At 53.6% G+C, this 13963-nt stretch carries 5 protein-coding genes, 2 tRNA genes and 1 rRNA gene; all 8 read right to left on the bottom strand.

Features of this window, described 5'->3' with window-relative positions:
* The coding region (locus BLR08_RS18285; RefSeq protein ID WP_218131585.1) for a X2-like carbohydrate binding domain-containing protein at window positions 1–9164 on the bottom strand (9164 nt) is incomplete at its 3' end.
* 265 nt (window positions 9165–9429) lie between these two features.
* Window positions 9430–10182, bottom strand: coding sequence for an SDR family NAD(P)-dependent oxidoreductase (locus BLR08_RS18280; RefSeq protein ID WP_072338306.1), 753 nt, complete (start codon window positions 10180–10182; stop codon window positions 9430–9432).
* The gene (locus tag BLR08_RS18275) at window positions 10163–10648 is read right to left on the bottom strand and encodes a MarR family winged helix-turn-helix transcriptional regulator (RefSeq protein ID WP_256257868.1); all 486 of its coding nucleotides are present in this window, start codon (window positions 10646–10648) and stop codon (window positions 10163–10165) included. The genes BLR08_RS18280 and BLR08_RS18275 overlap by 20 nt, the downstream gene beginning before the upstream one ends.
* Window positions 10649–11061: 413 nt before the next feature.
* A complete protein-coding gene (trpB, locus tag BLR08_RS18270) occupies window positions 11062–12222 on the bottom strand; it encodes a tryptophan synthase subunit beta (protein ID WP_072338307.1) in 1161 nt (386 codons plus the stop codon).
* 183 nt (window positions 12223–12405) lie between these two features.
* The gene (locus BLR08_RS18265; RefSeq protein ID WP_072338308.1) at window positions 12406–13500 is read right to left on the bottom strand and encodes an MBL fold metallo-hydrolase; all 1095 of its coding nucleotides are present in this window, start codon (window positions 13498–13500) and stop codon (window positions 12406–12408) included.
* Between the two features lie 168 nt (window positions 13501–13668).
* Window positions 13669–13741, bottom strand: a tRNA-Val gene (locus BLR08_RS18260).
* A 6-nt stretch (window positions 13742–13747) separates the two neighbouring features.
* Window positions 13748–13822: transfer RNA gene (locus BLR08_RS18255), tRNA-Glu, on the bottom strand.
* A gap of 23 nt (window positions 13823–13845) precedes the next feature.
* Window positions 13846–13962: ribosomal RNA gene (gene rrf, locus BLR08_RS18250) — 5S ribosomal RNA — on the bottom strand.
* Between the last annotated feature and the right edge of the window lies 1 nt (window position 13963).

Raw genomic sequence — 13963 nt, 5'->3', positions numbered from 1 at the left:
TCGATCGCCAGCTTGCCGTTCGCATCGGCAGTCACGGTCGCGCCGTTAATCGTGTACTCGCCATTCGCAACCAGACCCGTCAACTGCTCCGCCGCGTAATCGATCACCGCCGCTGGCGTTGTCTCAGGAGTTGGCGAAGTATCGCTTACGGTCACCGTCAGTTGCAGATCCACGCCTCCGCTCATATCGAGGGTGAACACATGTGTATCTACCGCAAGTCCAGCCAAATATTCCTTCTTAATCGTAACCTTGCCCGCATTGTCCACGGTATAGCTGGCGCCCCCGATGCTCACTCCGTTCAACAGCACATCGGTCAGTGTATTGCCATTCAGCGTCAGATTCACTACCACATCCGCGTAGTGCCCTGCCGACGTATCCGTCGTATTTTTATCAAACGTCACGGTCGTTACATCCGATGTGCTGTTCGGTACATAGTCGATATAGCCGCCGTTAAGCCTAAAGTTCCCCGGCGCGTACACGCCTGACAGCTTAATCTCCAGTTCCGGAGCGTCATCGTCATTTTCGGTATCGATATACAATGTCGTCACACTGCCCGACACGGCTACCTGCACCGAGCGCGCAGCAACCGTTGTTCCGGCTCCGCTCGTCACGGTGCCACCGGTAAAGTCCACGACCGGCTGACCGTCGCTGTATCCGTTGATCACTTGATTGCCGCCCGTATCTGTCACATAAGCCGCATTGGCTAACGTGCCGATCCGCCCGTTCACCGAGCCGGCTGCAAATCCGATAACGTTGATCCGGTCTCCGCTTCCGAAGCCTGTAATCGTATCGATACCGTTGCCCGTCCGATTGTACCCGATAGTTTCAGCGCCCGCGCCCAGCTTGATCGAATCATCGCCAGAGAGCGTCCATATATCGATCAGGTTGGCGCTCAGCGTGTTGCCGTCGATGTCATGGACCGATCCCGGTACAGCTCCGCCTTCCAAAATCCCGGTGCCGAACCCCGTTACGACGTTGTTTTTGATAACGACATCTTTGCTGTAGCTAAGCCCGATCCCGTCATTCGAATAACCGCCGTCATGGGACGTATTGCTGTTATGCCACGGATAGACCGAAGGCCCCGTGATCGTATTGCCTTCAATGACGAAGTCATCGCCCGCCGCATACAGCAGAATACCGGATGGTCCATACAGCCCCAGGTTCAGATAAGATCCGGGTTGTCCCGGCTCCGGAATGACAAGACCGATATCCGTGATCTGATTATTTCTAATTACGCCGGTCGTGCCTCTGCGATCTCCGTTGTCTCCGCCAAGCGAGCTTCTGTCCGAGGAAGCGATCTGAATGCCGTTGCCCGTGCTGTATAGCGTGTTGCCGTGACCTTGAATCGTATTATCGTGAATATCCACATCAAGCGCTGGCCCCCATGCCAGAATACCGGTTTTATGGAATTTGATAATATCCGAATTCATGATCGTCACCTTATGCGCACCCGTACCTGCAGCGCCTTCGAGCAAAATGCTCTCATTGTGATTCGCGCCCGATGGCTGATCCTGCGGCATATAATCGCCCGGCAGTGGAGCTACCGAGCTTGCGTAGTCCGAATACATATCCCGAACGTCTGCAATCTTCACCTGGTCAATCGTCGCCGACGTATCCCTGACTGCGATGCCGGTAAAGGTATACGTGCTCTCGTCTCCATTGTACGCAGCCATATAGCCTTGCTTGCGGCCATCGATCGTCAAATTCTGTATGACGACTTCCCCGCTACTTCCTGTTTTCACTCCGATAATCGCATAAATCCATTGGCTCTTGAGATTTTTCCAGCTGCTGGCGGCCAGCTGATTCGCATCCGGCGATTGAATAATCGTCTGATCGATGCCGGCGCCCTGCAGCGTAATGTTTTTCGTTATGTTCAATTGTTCTCTATGCGTCCCCGCTTCAATCGTAACCGTATCGCCATCCGCGGCAGCGTCGATAGCAGCCTGAATCGTCGTATAATCGGTCGTCGTGCCGTTATGCTCCAGATGAGCGACGGGACTCGGCAGCGGCAGAATAACCGCTGCAGCGTCATCTGTCGTCACCGCTTTGTTTTCACTCCGGTAACCTGTAGCGGACAGCGTCTGGTTACCCGATGGCAGCCACATATACGCTTGGCCGTCTGATTTGGTCGGCGCCTTATAGGTGTAATTGCCTCCCAGCGTTCCTTCCACCTGCGAAAAGATAACGGTAGCAGCCGCGGGCTGAGTGGTCGCCTCCAGCTTGAACACGTCGTCTCCGCCGGCCTTGTTCTTGATGGAGCGCGGACTGCCGGCCCCTTCCATCGCGATTGTTCCGACATTCCCGGCAGCGATATAGACATCCTTGGCCAAAATAGCCGGACGCTGCTCCAACGCCCCTTGACCGCCTCGAATATAAATGTCGCCGGTGTCGGCGGTAATCGTAACTGTCTTGCCGCTGCCATTGCCGAAGGCCCGCAGACCGGCTCCGCCGACGCCGCTTGCGCCGCTGCCGCCGATAGCGGTCACTTTCGCGCCGTTCTCCAGCGTAATGTCTCCCGTGAGGGAAAGCATGCCGTGCTGCCCGTTCACCTGTCCATTCCCGCCTACGGCGGACATCTCGGAGCCGGTGATCAGAATGGCGCCGGAGACATAAACCCCCGATCCGCCGGAGGAACCGGCAATCGTTCCGTTTCCTCCCGCAGCCGTCACTACGGCTCCGTTTTGAATCGTAAGCTTGCCGCTTGGCGAGAAGATCCCGTACTCATTAGCGTTTCCTTCTCCTCCAGTCGCCGTTACGGCTGCAGCGTCTATCGTCATGTCGTTTGTGATAAACAAACCGATACCGGCATCCAGCCTGCCCGACCTGCCTCCCGTAGACATCACTGTCGTTCCTGTTCCCGTGATGGTCAGCGACTCGGCAAACATGCCGTCGCCGCCCTTCTCCAGCGCGCTTTGCCCACCGGTCGAGACGACCGAGCCCCCGCTGATCCCGATGCTTGTATCGGCCAGAATACCCCGGCCTCCCTCAAAGGCGTACCCGTTCGGCGCCGCCGCCTGGGCGTCTCCGCCAGTCGCCGTCACTTGACCGCCCTCAACCGTCAGTACGCCTGCCGGCTGCGGGAATCCCCATCCGCGGAGATTGATGCCATAGCCGCCACGTTTGGTCACCACAGAACCCGATGAAGCATAAGCGCTCCGGTCGCCTGCCGTATGGCCGCCAACGGCTGTCACGCTGCCGCTTTTCACCAGCATATTGCCCCAGTCAAGGAAAATGCCGCTGCCGCCTGATTCGGCCAATGATTCGCCGCCGTAAGCCTTGACGTTGCCTTCGACGATCAGCTTCGCTCCCGGCTGTGTCACCCCCGTACTGTCCGAGAGCAAATGAATGCCATGACCGCTGTCAGCTCCTGCCGTAAGCGCCGACCGGCCTCTCGCCGTCAACGTCCCGCTGCCCTTGATTGTCAGCTGATGATTGGTGCGCGAGCGGATACCGTCGAATCCTGCAACCGTGCTGTCGCCCGTTACATTTATTAAGGTATCCTTGGCGCTGTTTTCTTTCATAAAGCTAATTCCGTTGAACTGATCGCCTGCGGGGGCGGCGATATTCAAGTCTTCGATATTCAGCGTAATGTGGTTGTCCACTTCGATATACACATTATCGTAGGTTTGTCCCGGCTTGCCCTTCACCGTAACCGTCGCACCCTCCGGTGCTGTCACATGAACTCTGACCGGCACATTCGGAGCATCGTTCGTCGTAATCGCCAGTACATCGCCATCGGCGGAAAGCGTCGCTTCCTGCCAAGGGTAGGATGTACCATTGACCGTATAAGCAGGTGCGGCGTTTGCTGCCCGGTTCACCGTCACAGCGTAATACTTTAACGTTGTTCCGTCTTGCGCCGTCACCTTAATATACGCCGTCGTAGCGCCGCCCTCTGTCAAAGGGAGCGTCGAGCCGCCCGTAACCGCGCCTGTCGAGTAATCGCTGCCGCTGAACAGCTCGGCCGTCGCGTTCGCTTCGGCTGTCACGATGTCGGCCAGCCCCAGTCCGTTTACACTGCTCGCGACATTTACCGTCCAAGTGATGGCCGTACCGGACGTTCCGCCGTCTCCTCCGGCTGGCGAAGCATCTGTTTCCCCAGCCACACGGGTTAATCCTGCATCGCTGCTCGCAGGTCCGGGCACGTATTCGTAGGCGCCGATATCGACCGTGCCGTTAACCGTCCGCGCCTTGCCAGCCAGATCATAAGTGCCGACCACCTTCGTATTGCTGCCTTGGTCAATCGCACTTGTCGCCGTGCCGGCCAGACGGAAATCGCCTCCGGCCGCGTTCACGAACGGAGAACCGGTGGACACATTGTTTCCGGTCGTGATTACTGCGTCGTCATTGAAATTGTAGAACAGATCGCTCAGAGCAGTCACATGGCTGCCCTGCGTTTTGTTATCAATCATCAAGTTGTTGAAGATGTCCAGAGAACTGCTCCCGCTGGCGAAGGGGAAAACAAACCCTGCCGGCCCGTTGGAGCTGCCCGTTCCGCTGTTCGTCACGCTATTGTTATAGAAGGTATTGTTCCATATGCTCAAATCCAGATCGAATCCTCCGCCAATAGATACTCCGTACGAATCACCCGAGGAGCTGCTGCTGGCGCTGTTTCCGTTAAATAAAGAGTTGCCGATCTCGCCTGTCGCATAATTGTTAAAGTAAAGCACAGCCTGGGATGTATTCGCATCAGCTTCGCTGGCCGTAAGCTCGTTATCGGCGAACACGACCCGATCTATATGGACCTCATAAGGAGCAGTTGGAGCACTCAACGAAGCTATGGCCCCTATCGCTTTATAGGTCATCGAATTAGACTCAAATACGACATTTGTCATGTTGATCGTATGGTAGCCTCCGCTGGCCGTTACGGCAGAGCCCAATGTATCGAATGCGCCGCTGGAATCGGAGATGCGGAAACCGGTCAGCTTGATATCGGACATCTCGAAGACACCCGCCCCTGATGCCACGATCCCCATGTGCCCTTGTCCATCAACCGTAATGTCCGGCAATCCGTCGGCATTTTTCAATCCCGTCAGCTTGAAGCCGTTCGTGGACGCGTCGCCAATCGTTGTGGCCTTCCGGGTAATGCTATCCCAGCCTGTCAAGTCCGATCCCAACGCAATCGTCTGTCCCGCAAGCGATGGATCGAAGTCGACCTCGCCTCCCGCTACCGCCCCTGCCTGCTCAATCGCCCAGCGCAGCGAGCCGATGCCGCTGTCTTTCGTAGTGGAGACGGTAAATTTCGTATTGACCGCTTCCACAGGTACCCTAAACTTGAAAGCATCCAGAAATGCCCCGTTGAAGCCGGTGGCCGGAGCCTCAATCACGATGGTGTCTACATGGCCCAGCGTCGTGTTGTTCGTGTTCGGCCCCATGACGATGTCGCCGGTCGAAGCTGCCGATATCGTCTGCGAACCGATCATTACGCCATCGCGTTTGCCTGTTACGGTCCAAGCTCCCAGATCCTGTCCAGAGTTATCCAAATAAAACCCTGCGAAGCCGAATGTCTTGCCTTCTTCCTGTGTGATAACCAAGGCTTCGCCGCTGCTTGACCCGCCGAGAGCAATAGCCGGAGTTCCGTTCTGCCCTGCATCACTCGCGCCAGAAATGTGTACGTTATACTGCGGCATGCTGTAGTTAAACCAGAATTTGTCTTCTATGATGGACGTGCTGTGCAGATCCGTGACGCTGACGGCGGATGACGTTCCCCAACTGCTGCCTGTCGTGTCAAATCCAACCGTCACGTCCGCGGAAATGCCGCCGTCCGGCTTGTCGCCGATGCCGGCTTGGTAGGTTGTAGCGGTAAATATATAATTGTCGCCGTCAAATAAAACATCGTCGTAGGCCATATCCCAGCCGCCATTTCCATCGGACATAAGCTGCGGGTTTCTCAGATAGCGCCCGGCTTCCGGCAGCGGAAGGCCGGCAGAAACGACGGACCCGATCTGCGAGCCGTCAGCGGTCGAGAATTGCGCGATGCTGAGCCCATTGTCCGTGCTGCTGCGGAAAGCAGCATAGTAGCGGCTCCCGGAACGAGTAACAGAAATTCGATCTTCATATGAAAATGATCCATTCGTGCCTGTGCTGCCGACCGTATCGGCCGATACCAATGTCCCGTCAGGCTTAAAAATATAGTGCTTCCAGTTGCCTGATCCCGATAATTTCGTCTCGTAGAAAAGAATCATAAAATTGCCGTTATCCAAATTGATGCTTTGACCAGGCATGTGAATAGCGCTTGAAATCGGCATATTAACTCGTTGATGCGGATAGCCATTTGCAAAATTGGCAGGAACTCCATCGCTCGTAAACTTGAACATCCAATACCCGACAGGTGTATCGTTCCCGGTATGGATATACGTAGAATCGCTCAAAATCAAACTGCCGTCCGTTAGCTGTAGCAATTGGGGCGCCGGATTCGTAAAGAAGATTTTTCTGTTCCCTTCTTCCGTTGGCACGAAATTCTGACTGTCTCCCACCAGCGTATCCCGAACCTTGGTTGCCATGCCGCCGCTGACTGAAAAGACGCTCAGCAAATGTTGCTGTTCGGTGGTGGTGGTCAGGAAAACCGTTGCAAAACCTCCGTCATCCAGCCCGATGACATCGAGACCTGTAAAATATGTCGTATAATCCGCATGAATAACATGATGCCGCTGTCCGATAGGATCGCCGTCGGCAGGCGTTCCGTCATTGTTGTAAATCTCATAAAAAGGAGTGGCATCCAGCCATCCATCCGCAAACATAGCCCAAACCACGACAAACCCGCCATTTTTAAGCGGGGCGATTGCCGCTCTGTCTACGCTGTCTCCATCGTTTGCCGTCTCTCCGACATCCAGCGTCTTGATCAGCTTGCCTGAGGAGTCGTACAGACGAACGACCGCCATATTGCCGTAAGCAAGATCAGCTTGATTACCTGAGTTCTGACGCAAATAGAGCACTGCTCGATTGCCGTTGGACAGTACAGCAGCACCAGCCGCCTGATTATTAATGGAATCGACTTCTTGGCCGGATATCGCGACCGGTTGTTTCGGTAAAGCGGCGACCTTGTACACCGCTACCGTCTTAGGCGAACCGCTGAGGGTGTACCCGCTCGGCGCCGCTACCGCCACCGACACGTCTCCCTCCGTCAGCACCGACGTAAGCGCCACGCTCCAACTCGTTCCCGAACCGGTCAGCGAGCCTTTGACAGCCGCGCCCGCGCCGTCCGTGATCGTGACGTCCGAGTCCGTCAAGCCGGTGATCGGGGTGTCGAACGTCAGGTCAATCTTCGTCGACGTCGTCGCTCCGGCTGCCCCATCGGCCACAGCAGACTGCAATGCCACAGGCGTAGCGCTGTTAGCTGACGCTGTAAACTTGAGCTTGGCGTAGTTGCTGCCCACCGCATAAAAATTGCCGCCCGCATAAGTGACGCTTAGCAAAAGGGAGGTGATGCCGGTGTCCTCAGATGTATACTCCGTCCAGTTTCCGCCGTCTGTCGATACATATACGTAGCCGTTATTGCCAACCGCGACGAACACGCCGTTCGCAAATGCGACGCCGCGTAACCCGGCAGCCGGCGTTTGGGCTGAAGGCGTCCACGCTGCTCCGTCGGCGCTTGTCAAAACAACGCCGATGGAACTTTTGAAGCCGACAGCTACATATTTGCCGTTGCCATACGCCGCCGCCCTCAGCGTGATTGTCGTGTCGTTGGCATTATATGTGTCCCAGGTTGTACCGTCTGTAGAGGTGTGGATCACTCCCCGCGAGGCCGGAGCGATAAACTTCCCATTGACATAGAACATCCCCTGAATGATCGGTGCAGGACTGCCTGTATCCTTGTAACGGGAGGTCCATACAGCTCCATCCGTGGATGTGACGATGCGGGAGGAAATGCCTCCTGCCGCGTACACCCCATTTCCATATGCAATCCCGTTTAATTGCTCGGCTACCGAAGCCGTGCCTTCTATCCAGGTAAGACCGTCTGCGGAGCTGAGCACCGTCCCCGAGCTTCCAGTGGCTCTGAAACCGCCATTGACGAATGCGATGCCTTGCATTCCTTTGGCCAATCCCGCCGGGGTCGCATTGGACCAAGTTGCCCCGCCGTCTGCACTGCGGAATAATTGTCCTTTCGCGCTTGCATTGGACGGATTGCCCACGGCAACCAACTCGCCGTTTGCTCCGGCGGCAATGCCGGTCAGGTTGGCCGTCGTATACTCCCAATTCGTTTTGTCGGTCGACACCATCATGCCCGAGCCTGTGGCCAACACATAAGTGCCGTTGCCGTTCGTCGCAAGACCTTGAACCCCCGAAAGAGAATTTGTCTTAGTGGTCCAGGTTGACAGATCCGTAGATTCCCGGACGGATGTGTTGTCCGCCTGTACATAGCTCGTACCGTCCTGGATCATGCCGGCGTACAAGTAGCTGTCGTTATCTTTGAAGAAGGTTATCCCGTTAGAGGAAGAATATCTTCCGACCCCTGTCAGGATGAAATACAGCTTGTTATTGAACGTCTGAAATTTATAGACTCCTAATGGAGCGGAATCCACCTCGACCTTGTTCCAGGTGGCTCCGTCCGTTGAATAGTAGACGGTTGAAAATAAGTTCGTACCAACTACATACTTGTTGTCGATGTATCCGATGCCGCTCAGAGTGAACTGGTTTCCGGCCCAAATGGAATAGATCGTCGACCACTCCGTCCAGCCGGACGTGCCGGTTGCCGAACGGTAGATGACGCCGTTGCCATCGCTCTTCCGTCCAACCGCATAAAACGCGCCGTTTATAAACTCGACCGAATCAAAACGATTCGAGCTTGGCGCCGTATGCTGCGTCCAGGTCTGCCCGTCCTCAGAAGAGAACAGCATAGCCTGCGAATCGCCGAGCGTTCCGACCGCCACAAAGACGTTATTTCCATAGGTGACTTGAGACATCAATTTCGTTGAATCACCCGGTAGTGCGAAGAGCGCCCAACGCCTCCCGTCCGTCGAAACTAACGCCTCTTTGCTGTTAATCGCCACAAATCGCCCGTTGCCGTATACGATCGAGACGGCATTCGTCATATTTCCTTCCGATGCCGCAATCTTCGCAAACGTCGTCGCGGCCGCTGCGGCCGGCACCAGAAGCCCAGCCCATCCGGATATGACCAGGCTAGCCACAAGAAGCAGTCTGAAACCTAAGCCCACTATTTTACTCATCCCACTTTTCCTTCCCCATCCTATGGATGCTTTTAGTAAAGAAATCGCCATACCGATGTCGACTCTTGTTGAAGTTATCCAAAAAATAGCAAATAAGCTCTTTTTATCCCCTATTCTAGCATAATCTTTTTAGTTGCCTAGTAGATAAGTCACAGATCAATAAATTTTAATACTGCCTTGATCTTGTTTAAATGCAAGCCGCCCTTATATAAAAAAAATGACGGATATGAGCCGTTAGCTCACATCCATCATTTAAATGTACCCGTTATTTCGCGTAGTAACCTCCGTCGATCGGCAGCTCCACCCCGGTAATGTACGAAGATTCGTCCGATGCCAGGAACAACACGCCTTGCGCGATATCCTCCGCCTTGCCGAGGCGCGGAAGCGGCGTCTGCGACTGGAACCACTGACGCATCTTCTCATCCTTGAACATATCGATGGTCATCGGTGTTTCGATGTAGCCCGGGTGGATCGAATTCGCCCGTATGTTGTATCTTGCATAATCGACAGCCGTCGCTTTGGTCAGCATGCGAACAGCCCCTTTGCTGGCCGTGTAAGGACCCGAACCGCTGCCGCCGGTCAGTCCGGCGATGGATGAGATGTTGACGATGGAACCTCCGCCTCCCCCGATCATATGCGGGATCACATACTTCTGGCCGAGAAATACGCTCGTGACGTTGATGCTCATCGTACGTTCCCAGCGTTCGACGGTCTGATCCAGAAACGGCGTGGCGTCGGAAATTCCGGCATTATTGACGAGAATGTCGATTTTGCCGTATTTAGCGATCGTCTCGTCCACTACCCGAGCCCAGTCGTCCTCCGACGCGACATCATGCTGAAAACCGATCGCTTCGCCGCCCTGCTCCGTAATCTCGCTCACAACTTCCAGCAGCTTGTCCAGCTGCAGATCCGTAATAACGACCTTGGCCCCTTCCCGGGCCAGCAGCAGCGCGTCCGCTTTCCCCATACCGCCTGCCGCACCCGTCACGATCGCTACCTTATTGTCCACTCTTCCCATCTTGAACGCCTCCTTGTCGATTGTGCGGGTCCTGCTCGGACCTCATTTGCTTCTGTACATGAGCAATCATTTTCTTGTAAGCTGCAATAAGCAGCTCGACCTCGGGACCGGAGAATTCCTCCCATAACCCTTCCGTCAACAGCTCATACCGCTCAAGCAGCCTGCGCTCCATCTCCCGGCCCTGCTCAGTAATGCGAAGATACACCTGCCGTCTGTCCGTCTCCGAGGGGATGCGCTCGACATAACCATTCTTCACGAGCTTATTGCTCAAATTGGTCACCGCCGATAGCGTGACATCGAGAACATGGGCAAAGTGTGAGCAAGTCAAGGGTCCTTCATGGACAAGCGCTTGCAAAATGAAATATTGCGACGACGATATCCGGCTGTCCGCCAGCTTCGCATAACTTGCCACCATTGTCATCATCTGACGGCCGATCAACTTGGACAATTCGTCCCGCTTGTCCATTTCCACTCGCCCCCTTTGATTTATATTAGTTCAATGATATTAATAGTTAATATCTCTTAACAATATGTATTGTAATACATGCCTAGCCGATCGTCAAATGGATAGATCAGGTTATTCATGTCCTCTTCTCCATGGGAATTCATCTCTGTACGTTTCGTTATAGTATGGGAATTCGGCCTGTTCGCCATACTGTTTCCGTTGGCAACAACTGCGTGTTCGCTCCATATGCAAGCAACCCGCCGCTTCCCCGACAAACGCAAACAGGCGACTCGTCTGAGCCGCCCGTCCTTAACAAGGATAGCATTGAAATCCTTCGTACGCATCGCAAATTGTTGCTTTATGTACAGCTACATCTTTCCTTGCTTTATCCAAATCGAACTTTGCCGGATATACTAAGCGATGTATCCGTTGTGCTATTTGAGCATCTGGTACACTTGCTCGACATCCTTATCCCCGCGGCCAGACAAATTAACGATAATAATCTGATCCTGACTCATCGTCGGCGCCAGCTTCTTCGCGTAAGCAATCGCATGCGCGCTCTCCAGGGCGGGGATAATTCCTTCTGTGCGGGACAGTTCCTGGAATGCTTCCAGCACTTCCTCATTGGTAACAGTCGCATATTCGCCCCGGCCAGTTACTTTCAAATGACTATGCTCCGGTCCAATACCCGGATAGTCAAGTCCCGCCGCGATCGAATAAGTTTTCTTCGGCTGGCCTTCCTCATCCAACAGCACCAAGCACTTGAACCCATGAATGATGCTCGGAACACCTTGGGTTAAAGATGGCGCTTGATCGGGCTCAACGCCAATCAAGCGAACGTTCGGCTCGTCGATATAATGCGCGAATGCACCGATCGCATTGCTGCCGCCACCTGTGCAAGCAACTACCGCATCCGGCAAACGTCCTTCTTTCTCCAAGATTTGCTGCTTCGATTCCTCGCTGATAATCGCCTGGAAATGCTTGACCATCGTCGGAAACGGATGCGGACCAACCGCGGAACCGAGCAGATAGAACGTAGTTTTATAATTGCAAACGAGGTCGTTCAGCGCTTCATCTACCGCATCCTTCAGCCGTCCCTGGCCTTTATGGACCGGTACGACAGTCGCGCCAAGCAGCTCCATCCGGAACACATTAAGCGCCTGCCGGCGCGTATCTTCGGCTCCCATATAGATGACGCATTCCATATTAAACATGGCGCAGGCCGTTGCCGTAGCGACACCATGCTGTCCCGCGCCGGTCTCAGCGATAATCCGCTTGGCTCCCATCCGTTTGGCGAGCAGTATCTGGCCAATAGCGTTGTTGATCTTATGCGCTCCCGTATGATTCAGATCCTCGCGCTTCAAGTAAATCTTCGGCCCGCCCCAAGCTTTGGTCAGACGCTCCGCATACGTCAGCGGATTTTCGCGGCCCACATATTCGCGCAGGTAATAGCGGAGCTCTTCCTTAAAGTCCGGGTCGTCTCTAAATTTGTAAAACTGCTCACTCAAATAACTCAGCACTTCCTGCAATTCCGGCGGGACAAAGCTGCCCCCAAACTCCCCAAAGTACCCCTCTTGCTGCAATTGTTGGTCCACAAGTAAGCGCCTCCATTAATAGTAAAATAGGAATGATCTTCCACCCTTATCATCTTACCATAAATGACAGCGGGGCTGAATCGCCCCAAGCTCTCATCCATAAAAATTCGACTGCTCGTATTGGAAAGTATGCGTGTGAAAGGAGCTCGCCGCGGCAGCTCCTCTCCTTCTACAAATAAGGGATCATCTCCACCAGGGAGAATTAGCATTTGTTAGTAACTCTTCGTTTAATGCGATCGTCTCGCCAATTTGAGGTGCCAAGAGATTCACATTTGCTTTCTTGGCCTCTGCTAATGCACGTTCTATTGGTTCTGTCCATCCATGAAAGGCAAGAGTAAAGGCTCCCCAATGAATGAGCATCATATTCTTCCCCTTTACATCTGCATAGGCCTGTACCGCTTCTTCGGGCGTCATATGAACCCAAGACCAGCGCCGGTCATATTGACCGCCTTCCATTAAAGCGATATCGAAGGGCCCGTACTTCTCCCCAATTTCCTTAAAATGCCCATCATAACCGCCGTCTCCGCTGGTATAGAAACGGGTTTGTTTTCCAAGTATGACCCAGCCGCCCCATAAGGACCTATCTCGGTTGAAAAGTCCCCTACCAGAGAAATGTTTGGACGGGGTCAAAGCAACGGTTAAGCCTCGGAATTCCGTTTCATCCCACCAGTTAAGCTCAGTGATGTTTTCCTTGGCCACACCCCAACGAACCAAATGCGCACTCACACCGTAAGGAACGAAGAAATGGCTAACTTTCCCCTTCAGCTTTCGTATAGATGGATAATCCAGGTGGTCATAATGATCATGGGTAATAAAAACAGCATCAATAGGCGGCATTTCATCAATCACACGCAGCATATCTTCACTGTAACGTTTGCTTCCCACGAAAGAAACAGGCGAGGCCACTGGCCCCAGCATCGGATCAACAAGTATTTTTTTATTATCGATACTGAGTAAAAAAGCAGAATGCCCAAACCAAGTTAAGCTATCTTCTTCACTTTTGATTTTGTTCCAGTCCAATTTGGAGACAGGCACTCGGCTACCCGGCTTGCGATCTTTGGAACCGGATATAGAATCCTTGCTCATGGAGAAGTAATCCAAGACACTCATGTCCATCTTGGTTGCCACCCGGTTAACAAACTTACCATTAACATAGTTATCAAACTTCGTGTATTCCTTTGGATCGCTGCTTGGTTTTCCTCCGAATACCGGATGCATGTTTATAAACAAGGCTGCGACCATGCATAACACAAATAAACATATCAGGGCATAGATCATATTGGTATCGTAATTCCTTTCTTTTAAATGTTTGGTGTTAAACAATCATGTTAAAAAATATACCGCATCACATCGTCACTTGACAAATTTTGCGCGACTCCTGATGCGTGTCTCATTTATTTTTCGCCAAAAAAAGAAAAAAGCCTTGCTGCGCAAGGCTTTCGTAAATGAACGCTGACGGGATCGAACCGCCGACCCTTACCCTGTCAAGGTAATGCTCTCCCAGCTGAGCTAAGCGTTCATAATATGGTGACCCGTAGGGGATTCGAACCCCTGTTACCTCCGTGAAAGGGAGGTGTCTTAACCCCTTGACCAACGGGCCTTATCATAATTAATAGATTGCAGGCTTGGCGACGTTCTACTCTCCCAGGACCCTGCGGTCCAAGTACCATCGACGCTGGAAGGCTTAACGGTCGTGTTCGGGATGGGTACGCGTGGTTCCCTTCCGCCATCATCACCAAAC

Source organism: Paenibacillus sp. cl123 (assembly GCF_900101595.1).
Classification (GTDB): Bacteria; Bacillota; Bacilli; order Paenibacillales; family NBRC-103111; genus Paenibacillus_G.
Note: the sequence above shows the minus strand (reverse complement) of the source record. Positions and strands in the feature narration are given on the sequence as shown.